This window comes from Streptomyces sp. NBC_01463, assembly GCA_036227345.1.
Taxonomy (GTDB): Bacteria; Actinomycetota; Actinomycetes; order Streptomycetales; family Streptomycetaceae; genus Streptomyces.
In genome coordinates this window covers 1,444,943-1,470,599 of the sequence record CP109468.1, presented here as the reverse complement: position 1 = coordinate 1,470,599, position 25,657 = coordinate 1,444,943, and the positions used below count along the sequence as shown (strand labels likewise).

The following is a 25,657-nucleotide window of genomic DNA, read 5'->3' as shown; positions in this document are numbered from 1 at the left end:
CACACTGAGGGGCCGGCCCCCGCATGAACAGCACGAACAGTAGGTGGAGCACCCGTGACGACCTCGATCACCGAAGTCGAGACCAACGGTGTGGAGCGGATCCCCGACGCGGACCGCACCGCCCGTCCCGTCGACCTCTTCCGGCTCGCCTTCGGCGGTGCCAACACCTTCGCCACCTGTGTGCTCGGCGCCTTCCCGATCCTGTTCGGCCTCTCCTTCTGGCAGGGCCTCGCCGCGACCGTCCTCGGCCTCGTCGCCGGAGCGCTGCTGCTCGCGCCGATGTCGCTGTTCGGCCCGCGCAACGGCACCAACAACGCGGTCTCCTCCTCCGCCCACCTCGGCGTGCACGGCCGGGTCGTCGGCTCGTTCCTGTCGCTGCTCACCGCGGTCGCGTTCTTCTCGATCTCGGTGTGGTCATCCGGCGACGCCCTCGTCGGCGGCGCGCACCGGCTCGCGGACGTCCCCGAGTCCGACCTCTCGTACGGCGTCGCCTACGCGATCTTCGCCGGGCTCGTCCTGGTGGTCTGCGTCTACGGCTTCCGCTTCATGCTGCTGGTCAACAAGATCGCCGTGGTGGCCGCCTCCGCACTGTTCGTGCTGGGCGCCTTCGCGTTCGCCGGGGACTTCGACGCCGGGTACGCGGGCTCGTTCGCCTCGACCGGTGACCCGCTGTTCTGGCCGTCCTTCGTCGGCGCCGCCCTGATCGTGCTGTCCAACCCGGTCTCCTTCGGCGCGTTCCTCGGCGACTGGTCCCGCTACATCCCGGCCGACACCCCGCGCCGCCGCGTCATGGGCGCCGCCTTCCTCGCCCAGACCGCCACCCTGCTGCCGTTCGTCTTCGGCCTCGCCACCGCGTCGATCATCGCCACGAAGGCCGCGAAGTACGTCGACCCGGCCGCCCCCAACTACGTCGGCGGACTGCTCGCCATCTCGCCCGGCTGGTACTTCCTGCCGCTCTGCCTGATCGCCCTGATCGGCGGCCTCTCCACCGGCACCACCGCGCTGTACGGCACCGGGCTCGACGTCTCCAGCGTCTTCACCCGCTTCAGCCGGGTGCAGTCGACGTTCTTCATCGGCGCCCTGTCGATCGCCTTCATCTTCGTCGGCCGCTTCGCGCTCAACCTCGCGCAGTCCATCTCCACCTTCGCCACCCTGATCATCACCTGCACCGCCCCGTGGATGATCGTCATGGCGCTGGGCTACCTGACCCGGCGCGGCTGGTACGACGCCGACGCGCTCCAGGTCTTCAACCGCAGGCAGACCGGCGGCCGCTACTGGTTCAACCACGGCTGGAACTGGCGCGGCCTGGCCACCTGGCTGCTCTCCGCCGGGGTGGCGCTCCTGTTCACCAACCTGCCCGGCCAGTTCGTCGGCCCGCTCGGCGACCTCGCCAACGGCACGGACATCTCACTGCCGGTCGGTCTCGGCCTCGCCGCGGTGCTCTACCTCGTCCTGCTGACCGTCTTCCCCGAGCCGCGCGGGGTGTACGGCCCTGACGGCCCCCGCTTCGTCCGGGCCTCGGACACCCCCGTCCCGCCGATCAGCGGCGCCGACGACGCACCGGCCCCCGCACCGGCCGCGGCGCTCTGATCCCCGTAACACCACCCCCGCACCCCCTCCAGGAGCCGTCCATGAGCACGCCCGTCCGGGACACCGAGCAGGTCGGGGCCGCAGCCGACGCGCTCGTCGCCGCCTTCGCCGAGGGCCGCCTCGACGACTACTTCGGCGCTTTCGCCCCCGACGCGACCTTCGTCTTCCACTCGACGCCGCAGCGGCTCTCCTCCACCGCCGAGTACCGCGCGCTGTGGCAGGAGTGGATCGACCAGGACGACTTCCGCGTCCTCGGCTGCACCTCCACCGGGCAGCTGATCCAGCACTTCGGCTCCACCGCCGTCTTCACCCACGACGTGGAGACGACCGTGTCCACATCGGCCGGGCAGGAGACGGTCCACGAGCGCGAGACGATCGTCTTCGCCCGCGCCGCCGACGGCAGCTGGCCCGCCGTCCACGAGCACCTGTCCGCCCGCACGGCCGGCTGACCGTACCCCCGGCCACGGCCCGGTACGTCCGCCCGACCACGAGAGAAACCGGTTCCTCCCGTATGACCCTCACGTTCCGCAACTTCATCGACGGTGTCCCCGCGGACGCCTCGGACGGCCGCACGCTCGACGTCGTGGACCCGGCCACCGGCGAGGTCTACGCGACCTCCCCGCTCTCCTGCGCCGACGAGGTCGACGCGGCCATGGCGGCCGCGGCGGCCGCGTTCCCCGTCTGGCGCGACACCACCCCCTCGGTGCGCCAGCTGGCCCTGCTGCGGATCGCCGACGCGATGGAGGCGCGGGCCGACGAACTGGTCGCCGCCGAGAGCCGCGACACCGGCAAGCCGCTGCACCTCACCCGCAGCGAGGAACTGGCCCCCGCCATCGACCAGGTCCGCTTCTTCGCGGGCGCCGCCCGGCTGCTGGAGGGCCGCTCGGCCGGCGAGTACATGGAGGGCATGACCTCGATCGTCCGCCGTGAGCCGGTCGGCGTCTGCGCGCAGGTCGCGCCGTGGAACTACCCGCTCCTGATGGCCGTCTGGAAGTTCGCCCCGGCGCTCGCCGCGGGCAACGCCGTGGTGCTCAAGCCCTCGGACACCACCCCCGCGTCGACCGTCCTGATCGGCGAGATCATCGGCGGCGTCCTGGACTCGCTGGACCTGCCCAAGGGCATCTTCAACGTCGTGTGCGGCGACCGGGAGACCGGCCGGCTGATGGTGGAGCACCGGACCCCGGCGATGGCCTCCATCACCGGTTCGGTCCGGGCCGGCATCCAGGTGGCGCAGAGCGCGGCCATCGACGTCAAGCGGGTCCACCTGGAGCTCGGCGGCAAGGCGCCCGCCGTGATCTTCGAGGACGCGGACCTGACGAAGGCGGTCGACGACCTCGTCGTCGGCGGCTTCTTCAACGCCGGACAGGACTGCACGGCCGCGACCCGCGTCCTGGTCCACGAGTCGATCCACGACGAGTTCGTCACCGCGCTCGCCAAGGCGGCGGCCGGCACGAAGACCGGGCAGCCGGACGACGAGGACGTGCTCTACGGCCCGCTCAACAACGCCGGACAGCTCGCCCAGGTCAGCGGCTTCATCGACCGCCTCCCCGAGCACGCCACGGTCGAGGCGGGCGGCCACCGCGTCGGTGACAAGGGCTACTTCTACGCCCCGACCGTCGTCTCCGGGCTCAAGCAGGACGACGAGATCATCCAGAACGAGGTGTTCGGGCCGGTCATCACCGTCCAGTCCTTCACCGACGAGGCCCAGGCCGTCGCGTACGCCAACGGCGTCGACTACGCCCTCGCCTCCTCGGTGTGGACCAAGGACCACGGCCGCGCCATGCGGATGTCCAGGAACCTCGACTTCGGCTGCGTGTGGATCAACACCCACATGGCGCTGGTCGCCGAGATGCCGCACGGCGGATTCAAGAAGTCCGGCTACGGCAAGGACCTCTCCGCCTACGGCTTCGAGGACTACACCCGCATCAAGCACGTCATGACCTCGCTCGACGGCTGAGGGACGGCCGGACCGGCACCTCCTCCTCCGGGCCACGGGCGGCGGGCGCGCGACACTCTCAACGGCGCGCGCCCGCCGCCCGCGCGCCTCCTGACGCCTGACGTGCGCCTTCTTGCGCGGGATCCGGCGGGTAGGGTCGGGGAACGCCTAGCACGGGGGGTACGGCCATGGGGGACGTACGGGTGGCGGCCATCGCCAGTCTCACTCCGCTCGAAGAGCTCGACAGCGATCCGTTCCTCGTGGACACCCGCAGCCAGCACGCCATGTGCGCCCGGTGGGCCGCCGACCAGGGGTACGTCGTCACCCGGCAGCTGCGCCTCTACGGACTGCGCCCCGACCACCACGCCCTCTGGGCCGACGTCGAGGGCGGCGAGATCGAACTCTTCGTCGCCCCCACCGACCAGGTGCTGGCCCGGGCCGTCGCCTCGGTGCCGCAGTTCGCCGCCGAGTGCGAGCGGCGCGGCGTACGCCTGGAGATCGCCGGCCTCGACGAACCGCGCTACAGCCCCCGTACGAAAGCCAGCGTGCACCGCAGACTCTCCATGCCGACCGCGGGGTACGACGGCTGCTGACGGGCACGCCGCCCACGCTGTGAAAAGCTGGGGACGGGTCCGGAACGGCGGGACCCGGACGTGAGGTGGCGGCGGCGTGGGTGACGGGCGATGGCGAACAGCCGGCAGCGCCCTGATGCGAGTGATTGTGGTGTGGGCGGTCTCGACGTTCACGATGCTTGTGCTCGCCGGGATTCTGCCGGACTTCCAGCTCCAGTCGGACGACGGCGACAGCGTGACCAAGACCGCGTTCACCGCGGCCTGGGGCGCGGGCGCCTTCGGTCTGCTCTCGGCACTCGTCTGGCCGCTGCTCGTACGGGCCCTGCTCATCGTGCCGGCCCTCGTCCTCGGCATGCTGGTCTTCTTCCTCAACGGATCGCTGCTGCTCATCGCGATCCGGCTCATCCCGGACGGCCGCGGCACCGCCGCCCCCGAGACGGCCGTCGTGGTCGCCGCCGTGATGTCCGCCGTCGCCTCGGCCACCTCCACGGCCCTCGCCGTCCGCGACGACAACGCCTACCGCCGCAGGCTCTCGCGCCTGGCGGAGCGGCGCAGACGCCGCAGCGGCACGGGCGGCGCCGACGACGAGGGGCCGCCCGGCACGGTCTTCATCCAGTTCGACGGAGTCGGCCACGACGTCCTCGCGAAGGCCGCGGCCGACGGCCTGATGCCGACCGTCGCCGGCTGGCTTGCCGGCACCGGGGGCCACCGCCTCACCCCATGGCGAACCGACTGGTCCAGCCAGACCGGAGCCAGCCAGCTCGGCATCCTGCACGGCAGCAACCACGACGTCCCCGCCTTCCGCTGGTACGAGAAGGAGACCGGCGACGTCATGGTCTCCAGCAGACCGGCGAGCGCCCTCGAACTCCAGCGCCGCGCCATCGTGCGCACCCACGACGGCGGACTGCTCACCCTCGACGGAGCCAGCCGCGGGAACCTCTTCAGCGGTGGCGCCGACCAGCTCGCGCTCGTCCTGTCGATGGCCGCCAGGCGCGGCAAGGGCCGGCGCTCCCGGGCCGGGTACTTCGCCTACTTCTCCGACCCCGCCAACGCCGTCCGTACCGCACTGTCCTTCGTCGCCGAGGCCGGGCGCGAGATCGGCCAGTCGACCCGGGCCCGGATCCGCAAGGACACCCCCCGGATCAAGCGCGGCGGGCTCTACCCCTTCATCCGGGCCTTCGCGACCGTCGTCGAACGCGATGTGGTGGTCGCCGCCGTCATGGGGGACATGTTCGCCGGACGGACCGCCGTCTACGCCGACCTGGTGGCGTACGACGAGGTGGCCCACCACTCGGGACCGCGCAGCCGGGACGCGGAGAAGGTCCTCACCCGGCTGGACCGCTCCCTCGCCCTGATCGCCAAGGTCGCCGAGCACACCCCGCGCACCTACCGTGTCGTGCTCCTGTCCGACCACGGCCAGAGCCCGGGGGAGACCTTCGCCGGGGCGTACGGACTGACGCTCAAGGACCTGGTCCGGGCGGGCAGCGGACTGCCGGTGCCACGCAGGGCCCAGCGCACCCGGAGCGGATCCGAGGCACGCGACGCCGTCCGGATCGCACTGCACCGGCCGGTCGCCCCGGGGCAGGAGGAACACGTGGCCACACCCTCCGACCCGGTCGTCCTCGCCTCCGGCAACCTCGGGCTGATCTCCTTCCCCGACATCGAGGGCCGCGCCTGCCTGGAGGAGGTGGAGCGCCGCCACCCCGCCCTGCTCGGCACCCTCGCCAGCCATCCCGGCATCGGTTTCCTGCTCGTCCGCAGCGAGCGCGACGGATCGGTGGTGCTGGGGCGCGGCGGCGCACGCGTCCCGGTGGCGGAGCTGAAGGACGGACAGGGCCCGCTCGCCCCCTTCGGCCCGGGTGCCGCCGACGCGGTCCGGCGCACCGACACCTTCCCGCACGTCGCCGATGTGATGGTCAACTCGATGTACGACCCGGACACCGGCACCGTGCACGCCTTCGAGGAACAGATCGGCTCGCACGGCGGCCTGGGCGGCGAACAGTCCCGGCCCTTCCTGCTGTGGCCGCGCGGCATGACGGACCCCCTGGACGCGGCCGCCGCCGAGGACGGTGAGCGGGTGGCCGAACTGGTCGGCGCGGAGTCGGTGCACCGGGTCCTGCGGCGCTGGCTGCGCGAGGTCTCCGGACCGCAGGTGCCGCTGCGGCGGGCCGTGCGCGGTACGGACGGCGGCCTCCTGGGCGACGGCTCACCGGAGAGGGACGCGGGTACCGGCGCCAAGCCCTCGGCCCCCTGAGTCCGGGGCCTGAGCTTCTTGCACCGGGCTCAGGCCGACTGCCGCCTCACCAGCGTCGGATGGAAGATCACCGACGGCGCCGGCACCCCCGGGCTGCCGATCTGCTTCAGCAGCAGCCGGGCCATCTCCGCGGACATCTCCTCCACCGGCTGCCGCACCGTCGTCAACGGCGGATCGCAGGCCAGCGCCGCGCTGCTGTCGTCGAACCCGACGAGAGCGACGTCCCCGGGAACGTCCTTGCCGGCCCGCAGCAGCACCGGGATGGCGCCCAGGGCCATCAGGTCCGAGGCGATGAACACCGCGTCCAGGTCCGGCCGGTCCGCGAGCAGCCGCCGCATCGCCCCCGCCCCGCCCGCATGCGTGAAGTCGCCCTCGGCGGCCGCGACGTCCTCGATGCCGTGCGCGGCGAGCGCGTCCAGGAAGCCCGAGAGCCGCGCCTGACCGGCCGGCATGTCCTGCGGTCCCGACACGGTGCCGATCCGGTGCCGGCCCAGCGAGGCCAGGTGATCGGCAGCCAGCTGGGCCCCGGCCCGCTGGTCCGCCTCCACATAGGTGATCGGCGTCGGCCTGCGGGGCTGTCCGGCGAGCACGGCGGGCAGCCGTGTGTCGTGCAGCAGCCCGGGGAGCGGATCCTCCGCGTGCGACGAGATCAGCACCACCCCGTCGACATGGCCGTGGCGCAGATAGGACAGCAACTGGTCGCGGGACTCCTGGTCGTCGGCCAGCATCAGCACCAGCTGGATGCCCGCGGGCCGCAGCACCTCCAGCAGCCCGCTGACCACCCGCCCGAAGTACGGGTCGGAGAACATCCGGCCGACGAACGGCTCGGACACGGACCGGCGCTCCCGTTCGGAGACGACGAGCGCGATGGAGTCGGTGCGCCGGGTGACCAGGGAACGGGCCGCGCGGTTGGGCACGTACCCGGTGGCGTCCACGGCCTCCTCGACCATCCGTCGCATCGCCGGGTCCACGGTGGTCGCCCCGTTGATCACCCGGGACACCGTGGCCCGTGACACCCCGGCCACCAGGGCGACGTCCTCCAGGGTGGCGGGACGGGCGGGCAGGGGCGTGTCGGCAGTCATGCAGTCTTTATACCGGGTGGTACGAGCGGCGCGGAAACAGTTGTGGAGGCCTTGGGCGTACGGTGACCTGGGCATCAGCCGGAGTTCGCCGACGGGCCCGGGAGCCGGTCGAGTTCGGCCCGGCGGGCCGACACCAGGGCGGTGGCGAGACGTCTGGCGTCGGCGCGGGTGCCCGCCTTCGTCTCGGAGCGCGACACCTGTGCGGACTGGCTCAGATGGTCCCGGATCTGTGCCACGAGGAAGCGGTCGAAGGCGGCGCCCTCGACGGCGCGGGCCCGTTCGAGATCGCGCTCCGTCACCATCCCCGGCATGTCGTGCCCCGCGTGCACATTGGTGTCCGGGAGCCCCATCCGGGACAGCAGCGGGCGCAGCCGGGCGAGTTCGCCGTTCTGCGCCGTCCGCAGGCCCGCCGCCCAGGTCCGCACCCGGGGATCGGCGGCCCGCTGCCCGGCGAGCGTCAGCAGCGCCACGGCCTGCTCGTTCATCGGCGTCATCAGCTGGACCCAGGCGGCGTCCGTCGGATCGGCCGGGGTGGCGAGCGGAGGAGCGGTGGAAGGGGGAACGGCGGAGGAGGGAGCGGCGGACGAGCGGCCCGGTGGGGCCGGGCTCTTCGCGTCCGCCGGGTCCCCGCAGCCGGCCAGGAGGAGGAGCAGGGACAGCGCTGCGAGTGTGCGGGCCGCCTTCATCACGAGGTCCTCGGGGAAGGGCCCGCCCGGGGCGTGGGGCCCCGGACGGGCGTCGGACGGGTGCCGGACGGTCAGGGGGTGCCGTCGGCCCCGCACTTCACGATGGCGTTGATGCAGTCGCGGACCCGCTGCGCCATCTCGGCCTCGGGCCACACGTTGAAGAAGTCGCCGTGCATCGTGTAGCCGGGACCGGACGCCAGCCGGAACCGCGCGGGGTCACCGTTGACGGGATACCGCAGCACCTGGCGGAGCTTGGGAACCGGCACCGGGTGGGTCGACGGGCATTCACCGCCGACCGGGTACGCCATGTGGCTCTTGTGGTCGGCCGAGTCGAGGTCCCTGCCGTTCCAGCACTGCGGGAAGTCCAGATACGACTCCAGCATCGCGCCCGCCGGGCAGTTCACGAAGTCGTGCGACGGGTTGACCTCGCCGTGGTGCAGACACGACCAGCGCGAGATCGTGTTGTCGTCCGGACCGGTCGCCTTGGCGTTCCCCGCGACGATGCGCAGGCCCCGGGGGAAGGGCTGGATCCGCTGGATGACATCGTCCCGGACCCCCTCACCGAGGTAGTAGAAGGTCGTCCCGGTGGGTTCGACCTCCTTGTCGCCGTCGTACAGGGTCGGCACCCAGTACGACGACAGGTCCGTGTCGGGTGCGCAACTGGTCCTGGCCTTCTCCAGCGAGGCGAGGTCGGAGTTGCCGTTCGTCGAGTCGTTGCCGAAGAAGCTGTGCATGTGCGAGGCCCCGGGCAGTCCCGGGAAGACGATCGGGTCGTCGGGGGCCCGGTGGGTGTACGGGCACTCGGCGAGGAACTCGGCCACCCGCACGACGTCGGCGGCCGCCTTGGGGGCGGCCCCGGCCGTCGTGCCGGGCCCCGCCGATGCGTTGCCCGTGGTGGCCTGGAGGAAGGAGACGGCGAGTGCGGCGGCGACGAGCGCCGCGGTGCGGTACCGGCGGGGCGGAAGGGGTCTGCGGTGGCTGTCTTCGCCGGTGCGTCGTTGACGGAAGAAGAGCACGGCACTCCTGTTCGAGGGGAAGTGGGGGTTTCCTGACCATACGAGAGAGCGCTCTCTCGGAGGAACGTAAAAGCGTGTCTCAGGCATGTCAATAGAGTGCGCAGACCTGCAATTTCCTTCCCCTTGAACGTAGTTGGAAGCCCTCTGAGCTGGGAGAGCGCTCTCTTGAGTGAGGTTTCCACGGATGACGGCGCATAGGGGACGGGCGGGGGAACGGGAGGGGTCCGAAGCGGCCCGCAGTCGTCGTCCGACACCTGCCACCAGGGCGTTGTCAGTGGTGGACGGCAGGATGGGGGCATGACGACGAACTCAGCTGTTGTGCTCGCCGATACCGCCGCCTACGCCGCCGCGGTCGAAGAGGCGTCGCAGGCCGCCGCCGCGTACTACGCCACGGGCGAGAGCGTGCTCGACGACGACGCGTACGACCGGCTGGCGCGCGGGATCGCCGCGTACGAGGAGGACCACCCGCAGGAGGTGCTGTCGGAGTCGCCGACCGGCAAGGTGGCCGGAGGCACCGCGGTCGGGGACGTGCCGCACACCGCCCCGATGCTCTCCCTGGACAACGTCTTCTCCGCGGAGCAGTTCGCCACCTGGACCGCCTCGCTGGAGCGCCGGATCGGCCGCCCGGTCGCCGCCTGGAGCGTCGAGCCGAAGCTCGACGGCCTCGCGGTCGCGGCCCGTTACCGCGCGGGCCGGCTGGAACAGCTGGTCACCCGGGGCGACGGCACCGCCGGCGAGGACGTGTCGCATGCGATCGGCACCGTCGTCGGCCTGCCCGGGCAGCTCACCGAGCCCGTCACGATCGAGATGCGCGGCGAGATCCTCATGACGGCCGAGCAGTTCGAACAGGCCAACGCGCTGCGTACGGAACACGGCGGCGCCCCCTTCGCCAACGCGCGCAACGGCGCGGCGGGCACCCTGCGCGCCAAGGACCGCGCGTACACGGTGGAGATGACGTTCTTTGCGTACGGAGCGCTCGCGCTGCCCGATTCGGGCGAGCTGACCGCCACGCTGGCCGAGCTGCCCCACAGCGAGACCCTGGCCTACGTGGCGAGCCTCGGCGTGCACACCGCGGCGGACACGGCGGTGGCACCGCTCACCGTCACCACCGTCGAGGACGCCCAGGCGCGGGTCGAGGAAGTCGCCTCGCTGCGCGCCTCGTTGTCCTTCGGCATCGACGGCATCGTCATCAAGGCGGACCTCGCCGCCGACCAGCGCGAGGCGGGCTCCGGCACCCGGGCGCCGCGCTGGGCCATCGCCTACAAGCTGCCGGCCGTCGAGAAGATCACCCGCCTGCTCGGCGTCGAGTGGAACGTGGGCCGTACCGGCATCATCGCGCCGCGCGCCGTGCTGGAGCCGGTCGAGATCGACGGATCGACCGTCAGCTTCGCCACGCTGCACAACCCCGCCGACATCACCCGCCGCGACCTGCGCATCGGCGACCATGTGATGGTCTACAAGGCGGGCGACATCATCCCCCGCATCGAGGCCCCCGTCGCACATCTGCGGACCGGTGACGAGCAGCCCGTCGTCTTCCCCGAGGCCTGTCCGCAGTGCGGTTCGGAGATCGACGCGAGTGAGCAGCGCTGGCGCTGCGTCCGTGGCCGCGACTGCCGCCTGGTGGCCTCCATCTCGTACGCGGCGGGGCGCGACCAGCTCGACATCGAGGGGCTCGGTGCGACGCGGGTCGTCCAGCTCGTCGACGCCGGTCTTGTCGCCGACTTCGCCGACCTGTTCACCCTGGAGCGCGAACAGTTGCTCGCCCTGGAGCGGATGGGGGAGACCAGCACGGACAATCTGCTCGCCGCGATCGACGCGGCACGGGCACAGCCGCTCTCCCGGGTCTTCTGCGCCCTGGGGGTGCGCGGCACCGGGCGCTCCATGTCCCGCCGGATCGCACGCTACTTCGCGGACATGGACCGGATCAGAGCCGCCGACGTGGAGTCGCTCCAGCGGGTGGACGGCATCGGCAAGGAGAAGGCCGCCGGCGTCGTCGCGGAACTGGTGGAGCTCGCCCCGCTGATCGAGAAGCTGGTCGCCGCCGGGGTCACCATGACCGAGCCGGGCGCGACCCCGCCGCCGGAGCCCGGCGAGGAGGACGGCGCGGCGGACGGCGCGGACGGTGCGGGTGCGGACGGGCGGCCACTGGCCGGGATGACCGTGGTGGTCACCGGAGCCATGACGGGCGCCCTGGAGAAGCTGTCGCGCAATCAGATGAACGAGCTGATCGAGCGCGCCGGCGGCAAGTCCTCCTCCAGCGTCTCCAAGCGCACCACGCTCCTGGTGGCCGGTGAGAAGGCCGGCTCCAAGCGTGACAAGGCGGAGGGGCTCGGCGTGCGGATCGCCGGACCCGAGGAGTTCGCGGAGCTGATCGCGGAGTTCCTGACGGCCGAGGCGTGACCGCGGACCGCCGGACGCGGGAGGGGTGCACCGGCCCCCGGGCGTCCGGCGGTACGGGCGCGCACGGCACGGCGTCCGTCCGGCGTGGGTTCTCCCGGCGCCGGAAGCCCCCAACGCGGGGTGCCGTTCGCGGTTCTTCGCGCGAGCGCGGGCCGTCGGTGAGCGGCCGGTTCCTCGTGGAGGTATCCGCTCCCTTCGATTTCGCCTGGGAGTGGCTTTCTTTGCCTCCCTATTGCATAGTGAGGGTTCGGCCAGGCCTCGCTATCAGCGGGTCACTGGGTGTGTGAACGGCCGCGTCAGCGGGCCGGGGGTGAGGGGCGATGCGTTCTTTGCGCGACGGACAGCGGCACGTTCGCTCCGGTCACCGGCAGCACGCGCGGCACGAGGGTGTCACCCGCGGGCTCGCCCTCGACCTCGGCAGCTCACGCACCCGCGCCTGGGTCCCCGGACAGGGTCTCGTCGCCGACACCGGAGCCGGTCCGGCCGGTGCGGACGGGCACGCGACCCGCCCGGTCCGGCGCGGACGCATCGTCGACGCGGAGTCCTGCGGCCGGATGCTCGGCAGGATCGCCGACACGGCCCTCGGCGCCGACCGCGGCGACACGGTCATCGTCCTCAGCCACCCGGTCCTCGCCGGGTCCGAACACCGCACCGCCGCACGGGACATGCTCCGCGCGCTCGGTCCGTCGAGCGTCATCGTCCTGGACAGCGCCAGGGCGGCCGCCGCCTGTGGCGGACCGCAGGACGGCGGCCCGCTCCTCGTCGTCGACATCGGGGCCGAGCTGACCGAGGCCACCCTCCTCGTCGACGGCATGGTCCGGGACGCCCGCCTGGCCGAGACCGGGATCAGCGACCTGGAACCCGGCGAGGCCCCCACCGCCGTCGTCCGGACCGTCCTGGACATGGTCATGGACATGTGGCACCAGGACCGGCACGGCGCACTCCTCGGAGCCCTGCGCAGAGGCCCGTTGCTCGCCGGAGGCGGTGCGCTGCGCCCGGACGTCACCAACCGGATCGCGGTCCGCCTCGGCGTGCCGGTCCGGCTCACGGACGACCCCGCGACCACGGTGGTGCGCGGTGCCGGGCTGATCCTCGGCTCCGTGCTCCGCCACGCCACGGTCGCACCGGTCCCGCCCGGCCGATCCGGGTGACCGCCCTCCCGGGGCCGCCCCGGGGGAACGCGTCTCCCCGGGGCCTGCCGGACACCCCGGCACACCGCGGACGCGTGGCGGCCGCACGGCAGTTCCTCGCCGCCCTGCTCCTCGCCGTCCTCACCGTCGCGGGCGGCGCACCCGCCGCCGCGGGAGCCGGAATCCCCGCCCGTTCACCGGCCGGCCCCGCGCACCTCGCCGGCGACCGGACCGGCACCCCGGCGACCGCCCAGCACGCCGACCGGTCCGTGCGTCCCTCCGCCGGCCGCTCGCGGAGCGACCGTGACAGCCGGACCGTCCGCCGCACCGGTGCGGCCACCGCCGCCGGAGTCCACCGCGCCGGACCGGCGGCGGCGCCCCAGCCGTGGGCCGCGCCGGAACACCCCCGTCCCCCGCAGCACCTTCCGCCGCCGGGCACCGGCACCCTGCCGCCCTCCCCGCCCGGCATCCCGCTTCCGCCTCCCGTCCCCGGGCCCGCCGTCGCCGCACCCGCCGCGGCCGCCGACCGCTTCCGTGCCGCGCTCCCCGGGGTGCGAGGGCCTCCGAGGGCGGCCGTCCACCGGCCGGGGGACCTGCCACAACAGGTCCCGCCCCTCAATCCCGCCGGGCCGGTCCCGCCTCCCTAGAGCCCGTCGGGCCGTCCGGGGCGGCGGCCGCCCGGCACCCCTCGGAGGAAACACGCATGACCCGCGCCACCACGGTGCGGGCGGTTCTGGCCGCGGCCGTACTGCTCGTCTCCGTGCTCATCACGCTGACCATGTCCCCCAGACTCGGCCTCGATCTCCAGGGCGGCACCCGCATGGTGCTGCAGGCCGAGGACTCCGGCACCGCGAAGGCGGACCGGGAGAGCACCGACCGCACCCTGGAGGTGCTGCGCAAGCGCATCGACTCGCTCGGGGTCACGGAGCCGACCCTGACCCGGTCCGGCGAGGACCGGATCATCGTCGAACTCCCGGACGTCCAGGACCCCCGCGAGGCCGCCGAGGTCATCGGCCGCACCGCCCAGCTCACCTTCCACGCGGTCCGGGCACCCGGCACGAGCGGCGGCGGGCCGACGCTCCCCGACGAGCAGGGCCGCGCCCTCGCCCTCGGCCCCGCCGCCCTCTCCGGCGCGGGCGTCAAGGAGGCGACCGCCGCGTTCGACGCCCAGCAGGGCGCCGGCTGGACCGTCTCCCTCGACTTCCACAAGGACGCCGGACGGGACTGGACCCGGCTGACCGGGGAGGCGGCCTGCCATCCCGTCCAGGACGAGCGGCGCCGGGTCGCCATCGTCCTCGACCAGCAGGTGATCTCCTCGCCACAGGTCTCCCCGACCGTCGCCTGCGGCACCGGCCTGCCCTCCGGTTCCACGCAGATCACCGGCTCCTTCGCCGCGGACGAGGCCCGCGAACTCGCCCTGCTGATCCAGGGCGGTGCGCTGCCCGTGCCCGTCGAGATCGTCGAGCAGCGGACGGTCGGACCGACGCTCGGGGCCGCGGCCATCGACGCCAGCGCCCGGGCCGCCCTCATCGGCGCCGCGGCCACGGCCCTGTTCATCACCGTCGTCTACCGGCTCTTCGGTGCCCTCGCCGCGGTGGCCCTCGCCGCCTACGGAGTCATCTCGTACGCGGCACTCGTCGCCCTCGGCGTCACCCTCACCCTGCCGGGACTCGCCGGGTTCGTCCTCGCCATCGGGATGGCGGTCGACGCGAACGTACTCGTCTTCGAACGGGCCCGGGAGGAGTACGCGCTGCGTCCGGGCCGGTCCCTGCGCACCTCGCTCACCGCCGGGTTCCGGCACGCCTGGAGCGCCGTCGCGGACTCCAACGTGACGACGCTCATCGCGGCCGGACTGCTCTTCTTCCTCGGCTCGGGACCCGTCAAGGGCTTCGGTGTGACGCTCGGCATCGGCGTACTCGCGTCGATGTTCTCCGCACTCGTCATCGCCCGCGCGCTCACCGAGACGGCCGCCCGTTCCCGGTTCGTCAGCGACTACCGGGGGGTCAACGGCATCGCGAGCCCCGGCCGGGTGCGGACCTGGATCGCCCGCCGCGATCCCCGGTTGATGCGCTCGCCCCGCCGCTGGCTGCTGATCTCCGCGGCCCTCATTGCGGTGGCGGTCGCGGGCATCGTGGTGCGGGGCGTCAGCCCGGGCGTCGAGTTCACCGGCGGCCGGCTCGTCGAGTACGCGACCAGCCGCCCCGTCGACGTGGAGACCGCGCGCACCGCGCTGGCCGGTGCGGGCTTCGCCGACGCCGAGGTCACCACGGCGGGCGCCGGTGACATCTCGGTCCGGACCGGGGACCTCGACAACGACGGCGAACACACGCTGCGCGCAGCCCTCGCCGAGGTGGGCGGCGAGACCAGCAAGGTCCGGGACGAACTCATCGGCCCCAGCCTCGGCGACGAGTTGCGGCGCAACGCCCTGATCGCCCTGGCCATCGCCGTACTCGTCCAGCTGGGCTATCTGGCGATCCGGTTCCGTTGGACGTTCGCCGTGGCCTCGGTCGGGGCGCTCGTCCACGACGTGATCATCCTGGTCGGCGCCTTCGCCTGGCTGGGACGCACCGTCGACGGCATCTTCCTGGCCGCGCTCCTCACCGTGATCGGGTACTCCGTCAACGACTCGGTCGTCGTCTTCGACCGCGTCAGGGAGCTGTGGGCCAGGGCCCGCAGCGAACCACTCGCCGATGTGGCGAACCGGGCCGTACTCCAGACCGTGCCCCGAACCGTCAACACCGGAATGGGGGCCCTGTTCATCCTCACCGCGCTGGCGGTGCTGGGCGGCGACTCCCTCGCGGACTTCGCCCTCGCCCTGCTGATCGGCATCGTCGTCGGGACGTACTCCTCCGTCATGACCGCCGTCCCGGCCGCGCTCGTGCTGGAGCGCGGCAGCAAGGCCCCGCCGCCCGCCCGGATCAGGGCCCCGCGCGGCAGGTCCGGGGCCGGGCGCCGCGACCCGCACGACAACGGGGCGCGCGTGTAGCCGCGCAGCCGTCGCCCCCACGCCGTACGAGGGTGGTGTGGGGGCGTCGCGCGGGCCGCCCGTCCCCTCATGCGGGCGGGCGGGCGGGCGGGCGGCGCGCGCGACGCGGCCTGTCGTCAGGAAGCGAGCGACCGCAGATACGCGGCAGTGGGCGCGTCGGCCGGCAGCAGTGTCTCGATCGCCAGCTCCGCCACCGTCACGTCCATCGGGGTGTTGAACGTCGCGATGGACGCGACGAAGGAGAGCACCTCCCCGCCGTGCTCGATCACCAGGGGCAGTGCGAACGGTACGGAGGACGAGGGCGCGGCCCAGGCCCCGTCATCGCCCGGCTCCGCCGCCACCGGATAGCCCGCCACCTCCTCGTACAGCTCACGCAGCTCCGCCGAACGGACCAGCGCGATCTGACGCTCCATCTGGGCCAGCAGATCGGCCCGCCACTCCCGCAGATTGCGGATCCGCGGCGCGAGCCCCTCCGGGTGCAGGGTGAGCCGCATGGCGTTCAGCGGCGGCGTCAGCAGATGGTCCGCCACCCCGTCCAGCATCCGGGTCATCCCCCGATTGGCCGCCACCACGGTGTAGAGGCCGTCGACGACGAACGCCGGGTACGGGTCGTACCCCTGGAGCAGCCGGTCCAGGCCCTCGCGCAGCGCCCCCATCGCCGGGTCGTCGAGTGAGGTCTCCGTGTAGCGCGGGGCGTACCCGGCGACGACCAGCAGGGCGTTGCGCTCCCGTACGGGCACATCCAGGTGCTCGGCCAGCCGCAGGACCATCTCCTCGCTGGGACGGGAGCGGCCCGTCTCGATGAACGAGACGTGCCGGGCCGAGGAGTCGGCCCGCAGCGCCAGCTCCAGCTGACTGATCCGGCGACGCTCCCGCCAGCTGCGCAGCAGCGGCCCTACCCCCGTGTCAAGCGCGACAGTTGTCATACGGAGACCGTAACGTCACCGGCATCGTCGACCAGCGAGGACCTACCGAAGGAGCCGTCGTATGCCCGCCGCACCGCTGTCGCAGAACGAGATCGAGGACGGGCTGCGCGAGCTGCCCGGCTGGACCCTGGAAGGGGACCGGATCACCTGCACCTACCGACTCCCGTCGCACTTCGCCGCCGCCGGCCTCACCGTGCACGTCGCCCGGATCCAGGACGAGCTCGACCACCACTCCGATCTGACGCTCGGCTACAACACCGTCGCGCTGTCCGTGAACTCCCACGACGCGGGCGGGAAGGTCACCGCGAAGGACCTGGCCCTGGCCGCCAGGATCGCGGCCGTCGCACCGGGCCACGGGGCCGAGTAGCCCGGATCCCACCTTCGGGGCACGGCTCATGACGGTCTCTCACTTCAGGGTGCGGCGCCGAACCGGGGGTGCGCGGCGAGCCAGCGCGTGTAGCTGTCGCTGCGCGCCACCGCCTGGGCGTACGCCGCCCGGGTGTGTCCGCTCACCGCTCCGGCCGCCGCCGAGGCGGCCGCCGAACGAGGGTGCCAGCCCAGCAGATGGCGCCAGCTGAGCGGCGAACCGGTGACCGGCCGCGTCACCACGCCCGGCGTCGGCGGGAACGTCGCCCGGCACAGGCCGACCGCGCGCCCCACCTGCACCAGATGGACGACGGACACCGTGTCCGTCTCGTACACCGACACAGGGCTGAACCCGGCCCGCGCACAGGCGGCCACGAAGCAGTCCGCGAAGCAGCCGTCGCCGGGCACGTCCGCCCAGCACTCGTCCGCCAGCGCGGAGAGCTCCAGTTCGTCCTCCCCGGCCAGCGGATGGGTCTCCGGCAGCATCACGAACACCGGATCGATCCCGATGACCTGCCATTCCAGTCGGTCGGCCACCGGCGGCGGACTCTCGCCGCACGCACCGATCAGGGCGAAGTCGAGTCGTCCGTCGACGAGTTGGGACGCCAGCTCGGCCACCGACCAGGAGGTGTACGTGGAAACGGGTGCGGCCGGGTGCGCAGCGGCCAGCCGGTCGACGAGCCCTCCGAGCAGCGGTCCGTGCGTACCTCCCAGCCGGAACCGCTCCATCGTCCCGAACGCGTTGGCGAAGCGCACCGCCTCCTGCTGGAGTTCGCTGACGGCGGGCAGCACCACCCGCGCCCGCTCCAGCACCAGCTCGCCCAGGAGTGTCGGCCGGGCACCCGTGTGGTCCCGGTCGAACAGCGAGCCGCCCAACGCCTTCTCGATCCGGCGCAGTTGTGCGCTCAGGGCGGGCTGGGCGAGCCCGAGAGCGGCGGCCGCCTTGGTGAGGCTCCCGGTGTCGGCGATGGCACGTACGGTTCGCAGATGGCGCAACTCCAGCTCCATAACCGCAAGTTATGGCCCCGTTGGCCCGCTGGCAATCGTGACCGGGTGTTTCGCTTCCCGTCAGAGCGCCGAGGTGTGGGACAGGAACAGGACGGCCGTCGACAGGACGAGCATGCCGAGGCAGTTCAGCCAGAACTCCTGCTTGAGGAACCGCGCCCGGTAGTGGGCGTAGGCGGCGCACAGGAAGTAGGCGATCACCGCGAGGTTGGTCGTCATGGCGACCCCGTCGTAGCGGAGTCCGGCGACGAGTCCGGCTGCCGCCAGGAACTTGATGACGACGAGCGTCCACCACCAGTCGCGGGGGAAGTTCACCCCGTCCAGGCACTTCTGGATGAACACCGGGGGACGCACCGACATGAGCGCGTCGGAGAAGAGCGCGACGGCGAGCAGTGCGGTGGGCCACCACGGGTCGGGAGTGCTGATCATGGTTGAACTCCTTGGTGGTTGACGCCTGTGGGGCGGACGACGAAATGGATGACTTCCCGGAACCCTGCGAGCGCGGTCTGCCGGTCGAGGGCCCCGTTGCCGATGGTCATGAGGATGCCCAGGTAGCTGAAGTAGATGGTGCGCGCGCCGGCCCCCGCCTCGGTGGCGGAGAGCGGAGTGCGGGCCAGCAGGGTCTCCAGTTCGGTGAGCAGGGCCAGGGCGAGAGCCCGGAAGACCTCGGAGTCGTGGCTGCCGCGGACGATGACGGCGGCGTACTCACGGGACAGGTCGAGGTCGAGGGCGAAGTAGGTGAGGAAGGGTTCGACGAGATCCAGCACCGCCTGGGCCGCCGCGGCCGGGGACAGCGGTGTCACGTCGCCGGGCCCGGCCGCGTCCTCGCGGCCGTGGTGCACGGCGGCGATCCAGGTGTCGAAGATGGCGACGAGCAGTGCGTCCTTGTCGCCGACCGACATGACGGTGCCCGTGCTCACCTCGGCGTCAGTGGCGATCTGCCGGATCGTGCTGGCGCCGAACCCCTGCTCACGGAAGAGGCGTTCGGCCGATGCCAGTACCTTGCGCCGTGTCGCCTCCCGTTGCGTCGCCCTTGACTGAACAGGTTCAGTGAACATGTTCAGGATCATAGGTATCAGGCGTGACGCGCACAAGACTGTGAGACATGACGCGCACCAGGTGTCCGGGTGTCGGCGTCGTCGCTGCCGCGCGTCGTGAACGATCGGTGTTCTAAGGTCATGAGCATGCTCGACTACAACGACGAGGCGGCCACCTACGACGCCAGCCGCGGCGGCGTGCCGCGGGCCGAGGCGGCCGCGGCCGCGCTGCTCGGCCTGATCCCGGCGAGCACCCGCTCCCTGCTGGACATCGGCTGCGGGACCGGCCTGGTCACCGAGCGGATCGCCGCCGGCCGCCCCGGACTTCGGGTCACCGGCTCCGACGCCGCGCTCGGGATGGCCCTGGTCGCCCGGCAGCGCGTCGGCGACGTGGTCCTCGCCGACGCACGCCAACTGCCCCTGCGTGAAGGCGCGGTCGACGCGGTGACGGCGGTCTGGCTGCTGCACCTGCTGCGCGGGGAGGGCGATGTCCGGGCCGTGGTGGCCCAGGCGGCTCGGGTGCTGCGGCCCGGCGGCGTGTTCGTCACCACCGTCGACAAGGACGCGTCGCACGACGTCGGCAGCGACATCGACGAGGCGTTCGCCCCGTACCTGGTGCCGACTCCGTCCGACGGGACCGAGCGGATCGTCGAGTACGCCGCGGCCGTCGGCCTCGACGTCGTGGGAAGCGCTCGTTTCGTCGGGCACGGACAGGGCCGCACCCCGCTGAGCGCCGCCCGCGGTGTGCGGCGCGGTTACTACGTCTCGCGCCTGGTGCTGCCCGGTACGGAGGCCGAACGGCTCGCGCGGGTCCTGGCCGGGCTTCCGGAACCCGACCGGCGGCGAGCCGAACCGGACTACCGGCTGCTGGCGTTCCGGCGGCGGACGGGCGGGTGAGGCGAGGGGCGCCACCGAGGGCTCGTCCAGGCCCTGTCCGGCCGATCATGGCCGGGGGCGCTGCGCCGGCCCGCACGGCAGGCCCTGACCCGGCCGTTTCGTTCGACGCATCATGACGAGGACCGACCCATGAGCAGCAGCACCCGGATCCGCCTGATCGAGCCCGCCGACGCCGCTCCGATCGCCGCCCACCGGACGCGGGACGCCGAGGCGTTCCGGCGGTGGGAGCCGGCCCAGCCGGCGGGCTTCTTCACGCCGGAGGGCCAGGCGGAGCGGATCGAGGGCCTGCTGGCCGGATACCGCGCCGGAACGGTCTGGCCCGGTGTGGTGCTCTGCGACGACCAGGTGATCGGGCAGGTCACCGTCGGGACCATCCTGCCCCAGCCGCACCTGCGCCGCGGCTCCGTCGGATACTGGACGGCGAGCGTCGCCCAGAACCAGGGTCACGCCGGTCGTGCCGTCGAGCTCGTGCTCCGGGTCATGACCGACGAACTCGGCCTGCACCGCGCCGAGGCGTCCACCAACCTGGAGAACCTGCCGTCGCAGCGGGTGCTGCGCCGCAACGGGTTCAGCCCGTACGGCGTCTCGCACTCCTCGATCCTTCTCGACGGGAGCTGGCGGGACGGGCTGCTGTGGGAGCGCATCCTCGGCGACTGAGCCGGCGGATGCGAGATGCCCGGTGCGGCGACCGGTCGACGGCGACGCGCGAGGGGCTGCCGAGCCGAAAGCGCCGGTCCGGCTACCGTGAGTGACTGGGCGGCGGCCCGGCCGCGGATGTCGAGAACGTGGCGGCTGCTCCGTCCCAGGGACACAGCGGCCACGAGCGGCCGCCCGACAGCGGAGGACGACACGTCATGAACCCCGAACAGATCGCGCAGGAGATGGCCGACGCCCACGAACTGCTGAGCCAGGCGTCAATGGCGCGGCTGGCGTACAACGGACCCGACGGGCTGCCGCGCGTCGTCCCGATCGGGATCTTCTGGACCGGCGACGAGATCGTCATGTCCACCGCGGCCACGGCGCCCAAGGTGGCGGCGCTGTCCGCCCGGCCAGAGGTCGCCCTGACCATCGACGCCGGCGACAGCCCCGGCTCGGCCAGGACCCTGTCGGTGCGTGGCCTCGTCCACCTCACCCTCGTGGACGGGGTGGTTCCGGAGTACCTCGCGGCCGCGCGCAAGAACTTCGACGCCGAGTACGCGGCCGAGTTCGAGCGGAACTGCCGGGCCATGTACGACCGGATGGCGCGTATCGCGGTCGAGCCGACGTGGGCACGGTTCTACGACTTCGGTACCGGCCGGGTGCCGCAGTTCCTCGCCGACCTCGCCAGGAAGGCGAGCTGACCGCGGCCCACGCCCCGTTCACGCGTCCTACGCCTTCCACGCCCCGTCCCGCGCGGCCTCGGCGGCGAAGGCGGCGAACGGCTTCGGGTCCCGGCCCAGCACCCGCTTCACCCCGTCCGTCACCGGCGCGTTGTGCCCGTCCAGCAGGAACGTGAACAGCGCCGCCAGGAAGCCCGCTTCGTCCTCCGGGACGCCGTACCGCGCCAGCAGGTCCGCGTACTGAGGTCCCGTCACCGCCGCATAGCGCACCGGTCGTCCCGTCACGCCGGTGAGCTCGGCGGCCACCTCGGCGAAGGTCAGCGCCCGTGGGCCGGTCAGCTCGTGCACCGCGCCCGCGCCGGCGTCCCCGCACAGGGCCGCGACCACCACGTCGGCCAGGTCGTCGACGTCCACGAACGGCTCGGCGCTCCCGCCCGCCGGGAACACCACCTCACCACCGAGCACACCGTCGAGCAGGGCACCCTCGCTGAAGTTCTGGGCGAAGAACGCCGAGCGCACCACCGTGAGTTCGGCCTCGGCCGCCGCGGCGCGCAACGCCTCCTCCGCGATCACGGCCTGCGGCTCGCCCCGCCCCGACAGCAGCACCAGCCGCCGCACCCCGCACCGGCCGGCGATCCGCCCGAAGGCCGTCACCGCCTCCGGCGCACCGGGCGCCGCCAGATCGGGGTAGTACGCCACGTACGCCGATTCCGCACCGCTCAGCGCGGCCTCCCACCCCGACGGATCCGCCCAGTCGAAGGGCACATCGCCGCGGCGCGATCCGGAGCGCACCGGCACCCCGCGTGCCGCCAGCCGTTCCACCACCCGGCGGCCCGTCTTGCCCGTTCCGCTCGTCACCAGCACCGGCCGCGCACCGTACGTTTCCTGCTTCTGGTTCTCCGTGTTCCGTGTCATGACCCAAGACTCCCCGGACCGCACCGCCCGCTCCATCCCTCAGCCGCTCAGCTCCCTACGCACGCGTCTAGGCTGCTGCGCATGGACGCACTCGCCGGACTGCTGGACGGGCCGCGGGCCCGGGGCGCCTTCCTGCTGCGGATGGTGATGGAACCGCCCTGGTCCGTACGGATCGAGGACCGGGCCCCGCTCTGTCTGATGTCCGTGACCTCGGGCGAGGCGTGGATCGTGCCCGGGGGCGGGGCGGAGCCCGTGCTGCTGGGGCCCGGTGACCTGGCGGTCGCCCGCGGCCCGGAGCCGTACACCGTCGCCGGCCGGCCCGCCACCGAGCCGCACGCGCGGATCGGGCCCGGCGGTGTCTGCACCACCCTGCGCGGCGAGCCGCTGTCCCAGTCCATGGATCTGGGAGTACGCACCTGGGGCAACGCCCCGGACGGTTCGGCGGTGATGCTCGTCGGCACCTACCTGATGGAGGGCGAGATCAGCGGACGGCTCCTCGACGCCCTGCCGCCGCTGCTCGTCCTGCCCGCGGGCAGCGGCCGGAGCGGACCGCTGCTGCACCTGCTCGACGCCGAGATCGCGCGGGACGAGCCGGGGCAGAGCGTGGTGCTCGACCGGCTGCTCGACCTGTTGCTGATCGACGCCCTGCGCACCTGGTTCTCCCGGCCCGGAGCCGAGGCCCCCGCCTGGTACCGGGCCATGGGTGATCCCGTCGTCGGGCAGGCGCTGCGGCTGCTCCAGAACGAGCCGGCCCACCCGTGGACGGTGTCCGCGCTGGCCGGCCGGACCGGCGTCTCCCGGGCCGGGCTCGCGCGCCGCTTCACCGAGCTGGTGGGGGAGCCCCCGATGGCCTACCTGACCGGCTGGCGGCTCGCCGTCGCGGCGGACCTGCTCCGGGAGACGGACGCGACGGTCGAGGCGGTGGCGCACCAGGTCGGCTACAGCCAGGCGTTCGCCTTCAGCACCGCTTTCAAACGGGTCAGGGGCGTCAGCCCGCAGGAGTACCGCAGGGGCGTCGGCTTGCCGGACCGGCAACAAAGTTTGCCCCCTGGCTGAGGTGTGGTGAACCTGAGGGCATGAGCAACCACACCGGGCACGGTCACCACCACGGCCACCAGAGCAGCGAGCACGGCCACCACGGCACCGCGCACGCGCACGCGCACCACCACGATCCGGCCGCCCCCGACTGGGACGTCATGGCTCCGCTGCTGGAGCAGAACGCCGAACTCAGCAGCGAGCAGTACACGGAGGCGGCCCGCTGGATCGCCGGACTGCCGGATGCGCCGAAGGTCCGCAGGGTCCTGGACATCGGCAGCGGTCCCGGCGTGATCTCCTGCCTGCTCGCCGAGGCGTTCCCCGAGGCGGAGGTCGTCGCCGTCGACAGCACCCCGGCCCTGCTGGAGCGCACCCGCGACCGCGCCGAGCGGCTCGGGCTCGGCGGCCGGGTCACCACGCTGCACGCCGACATCCCGGACGCGCTCGCGGAGCTGGGGCAGGCGGACCTGATCTGGGCGGGCAACGCGCTGCACCACATGGGCGACCAGCGCGCCGTGCTGGCCGGGTTCGCCGCGCTGCTGCGCCCCGGTGGCACGGTCGCCCTCGTCGAGGGCGGACTGCAGCCGCGCCAGCTCCCGCGCGACCTAGGCTTCGGCCGGCCCGGGCTGGAGGCCAGGATGGAGGCGGTGCAGGCCGAGCTCTTCGAGGAGATGCGCGCGGACCTGCCGGACGCCCGGCGGGAGAACGAGGACTGGGCGGCCCTGTTCGCCGCGGTCGGTCTGACGCCGCAGGGCACCCGCAGCTTCCTGCTCGACCTTCCCGCACCGCTCGGCGACGTGGCGCGCGACCACGTCATCGCCGAGTTCACCCGCCGCCGCGACGGGCTGGCCGACCGGCTCGAAGCCGACGACCACGCCGTCCTGGACCGGCTGCTCGACCCGGAGGACCCGGCCGGGCTGCGTCAGCGCCCGGACACCTTCCTGCTGCTGGCCCGCACGGTCCACCTGGGCCGCCGCGCCTGAGCACCGGGTCCCTCAGGACGTGCCGGACACCGGCTCCAGCCGCCACCACTGGCCGGGGGAGTCGGTGTCCTCCCACTGCCGCACGGGCGCACCCCGCACCGTGCTGCCGTCGGCGACCTCCAGGACCAGTCCGCTGACGAAGCTGACCAGTGTCACCGTGCCCGGCGCCTCCAGATGGCGTTCGACCAGCCACTCCTGGGCGCCGAAGTTGTTCGCCCGCCACTGCTGGACCACGGCGCCGTTCTCCGTGGACGCGCCGCGCACGTCCAGCCGCTTGCCGCTGTGGACGTTGACCACATGGTGCAGGGCGGCGCCCTCGTGGACCGGGGCGAACTCCCAGAGCTGGGCCGCCGAGCCGTCGGCGTCGTTCTGCTGCACCGGCGCGCCGCCGCCCTTGGCCGCGTCCCGCACCTCCAGCACCAGCCCGCTGCCCACGTTGCGCAGCCGGTGCGGCCCCGCCCCGACGACGGGCGCGGTGTCCCCGGTCATGTCCGGTCCCTTCGTACGGCGAACCGCCGCCCGGCCACGGGCCGGACGGCGGTTACGGGTGGATCAGCGGTGCGACGGCACGGCTCAGGCGCCGAGGTTGAACTCGCCCGGGTGCGCACCCAGGCGCTTGCCCTCGTCGAGCGCCGCGAACGCGGCCAGGTCGTCGGCGTCCAGCTCGAAGCCGAACACATCGATGTTCTCCGCGATCCGCGACGGCGTCACGGACTTGGGGATCACCACGTTGCCCGTCTGCAGGTGCCAGCGCAGCACCGCCTGGGCCGGGGTGCGGCCGTGCTTCTGCGCGACCGCGACGACCGTCGGGACCTCCAGGAGGCCCTTGCCGGAACCCAGCGGCGACCAGGCCTCGGTCGCGATGCCGTGCTCGGCGTGCAGCGCGCGGGACTCGGCCTGCTGGAGCTGCGGGTGCAGCTCGATCTGGTTGAGCACCGGCACGACGGAGGTCTCGCCGAGGAGGCGCTCCAGGTGCTCGGGGAGGAAGTTCGACACACCGATGGCCTTCGCGCGGCCGTCGGCGTAGATCTTCTCGAACGCCCGGTACGTGTCGACGTAGGCGTCCTTGGCCGGGACGGGCCAGTGGATGAGGTAGAGGTCCACGTAGTCGAGGCCCAGCTTGTCGAGCGAGGCGTCGAAGGCGCGGAGCGTCGAGTCGTACCCCTGCTCGGAATTCCAGAGCTTCGTCGTCACGAAGAGCTCGTCACGGGAGACACCGGAGGCGGCGATGGCCTTGCCGGTGCCCGCCTCGTTGCCGTAGATCGCGGCGGTGTCGATGCTCCGGTACCCGGACTCGATGGCCGTGGCGACCGCCGCCGTGGCCTCGTCGTCCGGCACCTGCCAGACTCCGAAACCGAGCTGCGGCATCTCGACGCCATTGTTGAGGGTGAGGGAGGGGGCCTGGCTCACGAGCGGTCGATCCTTACGTTGTGGGGGTGGGACTTCCCGTTTGAACGATCAAGACGGCCCGCACATTCCCGTCCGGGGCCGGATTCATCGGAACGGTACTACCGCGGGCCCC

25 protein-coding genes are annotated in these 25,657 nt (G+C 72.8%); 15 read left to right on the top strand and 10 right to left on the bottom strand.

Translation table 11 applies throughout. The annotated features are described in order from the left end of the window. Positions 1-54: 54 nt before the first annotated feature. The 5 genes from OG521_06330 (at position 55) to OG521_06310 (ending at position 6,352) form a co-directional block, all read left to right on the top strand. Positions 55-1,590, top strand: a complete 1,536-nt coding sequence (locus OG521_06330) for a cytosine permease (protein WUW20429.1) — start codon at positions 55-57, stop codon at positions 1,588-1,590. Positions 1,591-1,631: 41 nt separating this feature from the next. After that, positions 1,632-2,039 carry a nuclear transport factor 2 family protein gene (locus OG521_06325; GenBank protein WUW20428.1) on the top strand — a complete coding sequence of 136 codons (408 nt, stop codon included), beginning with the start codon at positions 1,632-1,634 and terminating at the stop codon, positions 2,037-2,039. A 62-nt stretch (positions 2,040-2,101) separates the two neighbouring features. Next, positions 2,102-3,547 carry a gamma-aminobutyraldehyde dehydrogenase gene (locus OG521_06320; protein WUW20427.1) on the top strand — a complete coding sequence of 482 codons (1,446 nt, stop codon included), beginning with the start codon at positions 2,102-2,104 and terminating at the stop codon, positions 3,545-3,547. A 167-nt stretch (positions 3,548-3,714) separates the two neighbouring features. Next, positions 3,715-4,119 carry a hypothetical protein gene (locus OG521_06315; protein ID WUW20426.1) on the top strand — a complete coding sequence of 135 codons (405 nt, stop codon included), beginning with the start codon at positions 3,715-3,717 and terminating at the stop codon, positions 4,117-4,119. Between the two features lie 115 nt (positions 4,120-4,234). Further along, on the top strand, positions 4,235-6,352 hold the full coding sequence (locus tag OG521_06310; GenBank protein ID WUW20425.1) for a phage holin family protein: 2,118 nt from the start codon (positions 4,235-4,237) through the stop codon (positions 6,350-6,352). A 29-nt stretch (positions 6,353-6,381) separates the two neighbouring features. Here the strand turns inward: OG521_06310 and OG521_06305 are convergent, their stop codons facing one another. From OG521_06305 to OG521_06295, 3 genes are all read right to left on the bottom strand, one after another. Beyond that, positions 6,382-7,434, bottom strand: coding sequence for a LacI family transcriptional regulator (locus tag OG521_06305; GenBank protein WUW20424.1), 1,053 nt, complete (start codon positions 7,432-7,434; stop codon positions 6,382-6,384). Between the two features lie 74 nt (positions 7,435-7,508). Then, positions 7,509-8,120 carry a DUF305 domain-containing protein gene (locus tag OG521_06300; protein WUW20423.1) on the bottom strand — a complete coding sequence of 204 codons (612 nt, stop codon included), beginning with the start codon at positions 8,118-8,120 and terminating at the stop codon, positions 7,509-7,511. Between the two features lie 71 nt (positions 8,121-8,191). Then, positions 8,192-9,136 carry a DUF1996 domain-containing protein gene (locus OG521_06295; GenBank protein WUW20422.1) on the bottom strand — a complete coding sequence of 315 codons (945 nt, stop codon included), beginning with the start codon at positions 9,134-9,136 and terminating at the stop codon, positions 8,192-8,194. A gap of 297 nt (positions 9,137-9,433) precedes the next feature. On the opposite strand from OG521_06295, the gene ligA reads away from it, so the two are divergent. The 4 genes from ligA (at position 9,434) to secD (ending at position 15,652) form a co-directional block, all read left to right on the top strand. Continuing rightward, positions 9,434-11,536 (top strand): NAD-dependent DNA ligase LigA, encoded by a 2,103-nt coding sequence (ligA, locus tag OG521_06290; GenBank protein WUW20421.1) that lies wholly within the window; start codon positions 9,434-9,436, stop codon positions 11,534-11,536. A gap of 320 nt (positions 11,537-11,856) precedes the next feature. Continuing rightward, positions 11,857-12,687 (top strand): rod shape-determining protein, encoded by an 831-nt coding sequence (locus OG521_06285; protein WUW20420.1) that lies wholly within the window; start codon positions 11,857-11,859, stop codon positions 12,685-12,687. 74 nt (positions 12,688-12,761) lie between these two features. Beyond that, entirely contained in the window at positions 12,762-13,313 is a 552-nt protein-coding gene (locus OG521_06280; protein ID WUW20419.1) for a hypothetical protein, read from the top strand. A gap of 56 nt (positions 13,314-13,369) precedes the next feature. After that, positions 13,370-15,652: a protein translocase subunit SecD gene (gene secD / locus OG521_06275; protein WUW20418.1), complete on the top strand. Its 2,283-nt coding sequence runs from the start codon at positions 13,370-13,372 to the stop codon at positions 15,650-15,652. Positions 15,653-15,768: 116 nt separating this feature from the next. Here secD and OG521_06270 read toward each other — a convergent pair whose 3' ends face one another. Beyond that, a complete protein-coding gene (locus OG521_06270) occupies positions 15,769-16,578 on the bottom strand; it encodes a helix-turn-helix transcriptional regulator (GenBank protein ID WUW20417.1) in 810 nt (269 codons plus the stop codon). A gap of 61 nt (positions 16,579-16,639) precedes the next feature. On the opposite strand from OG521_06270, the gene OG521_06265 reads away from it, so the two are divergent. Beyond that, positions 16,640-16,945 carry a 4a-hydroxytetrahydrobiopterin dehydratase gene (locus OG521_06265; GenBank protein ID WUW20416.1) on the top strand — a complete coding sequence of 102 codons (306 nt, stop codon included), beginning with the start codon at positions 16,640-16,642 and terminating at the stop codon, positions 16,943-16,945. A gap of 44 nt (positions 16,946-16,989) precedes the next feature. Here OG521_06265 and OG521_06260 read toward each other — a convergent pair whose 3' ends face one another. The 3 genes from OG521_06260 to OG521_06250 are packed head-to-tail and all read right to left on the bottom strand — an operon-like array spanning position 16,990 to position 19,007. Further along, positions 16,990-17,952 carry a LysR family transcriptional regulator gene (locus OG521_06260; GenBank protein WUW20415.1) on the bottom strand — a complete coding sequence of 321 codons (963 nt, stop codon included), beginning with the start codon at positions 17,950-17,952 and terminating at the stop codon, positions 16,990-16,992. 60 nt (positions 17,953-18,012) lie between these two features. Next, complete coding sequence (locus OG521_06255; GenBank protein WUW20414.1) at positions 18,013-18,378, bottom strand: DoxX family protein; 366 nt, start codon at positions 18,376-18,378, stop codon at positions 18,013-18,015. Beyond that, positions 18,375-19,007, bottom strand: a complete 633-nt coding sequence (locus tag OG521_06250; GenBank protein WUW20413.1) for a TetR/AcrR family transcriptional regulator — start codon at positions 19,005-19,007, stop codon at positions 18,375-18,377. The genes OG521_06255 and OG521_06250 overlap by 4 nt, the downstream gene beginning before the upstream one ends. A 126-nt stretch (positions 19,008-19,133) precedes the next feature. Here OG521_06250 and OG521_06245 point away from each other — a divergent pair, with 126 nt between their 5' ends. The 3 genes from OG521_06245 (at position 19,134) to OG521_06235 (ending at position 21,223) form a co-directional block, all read left to right on the top strand. Next, positions 19,134-19,883: a class I SAM-dependent methyltransferase gene (locus OG521_06245; protein ID WUW20412.1), complete on the top strand. Its 750-nt coding sequence runs from the start codon at positions 19,134-19,136 to the stop codon at positions 19,881-19,883. Between the two features lie 129 nt (positions 19,884-20,012). Further along, positions 20,013-20,540 carry a GNAT family N-acetyltransferase gene (locus OG521_06240; protein ID WUW20411.1) on the top strand — a complete coding sequence of 176 codons (528 nt, stop codon included), beginning with the start codon at positions 20,013-20,015 and terminating at the stop codon, positions 20,538-20,540. A 197-nt stretch (positions 20,541-20,737) separates the two neighbouring features. Then, on the top strand, positions 20,738-21,223 hold the full coding sequence (locus OG521_06235) for a pyridoxamine 5'-phosphate oxidase family protein (protein WUW20410.1): 486 nt from the start codon (positions 20,738-20,740) through the stop codon (positions 21,221-21,223). A gap of 27 nt (positions 21,224-21,250) precedes the next feature. On the opposite strand, the gene OG521_06230 is transcribed toward OG521_06235, so the two are convergent. Then, a complete protein-coding gene (locus OG521_06230; protein ID WUW20409.1) occupies positions 21,251-22,117 on the bottom strand; it encodes an NmrA family transcriptional regulator in 867 nt (288 codons plus the stop codon). Between the two features lie 81 nt (positions 22,118-22,198). Here OG521_06230 and OG521_06225 point away from each other — a divergent pair, with 81 nt between their 5' ends. Beyond that, positions 22,199-23,173, top strand: coding sequence for an AraC family transcriptional regulator (locus tag OG521_06225; GenBank protein WUW20408.1), 975 nt, complete (start codon positions 22,199-22,201; stop codon positions 23,171-23,173). A 20-nt stretch (positions 23,174-23,193) separates the two neighbouring features. Then, positions 23,194-24,135, top strand: coding sequence for a class I SAM-dependent methyltransferase (locus OG521_06220; protein WUW20407.1), 942 nt, complete (start codon positions 23,194-23,196; stop codon positions 24,133-24,135). Positions 24,136-24,147: 12 nt separating this feature from the next. On the opposite strand, the gene OG521_06215 is transcribed toward OG521_06220, so the two are convergent. After that, positions 24,148-24,624, bottom strand: coding sequence for an RICIN domain-containing protein (locus OG521_06215; GenBank protein ID WUW20406.1), 477 nt, complete (start codon positions 24,622-24,624; stop codon positions 24,148-24,150). An 84-nt stretch (positions 24,625-24,708) separates the two neighbouring features. Further along, positions 24,709-25,545, bottom strand: a complete 837-nt coding sequence (locus OG521_06210; GenBank protein ID WUW20405.1) for an aldo/keto reductase — start codon at positions 25,543-25,545, stop codon at positions 24,709-24,711. Positions 25,546-25,657: the final 112 nt, after the last annotated feature.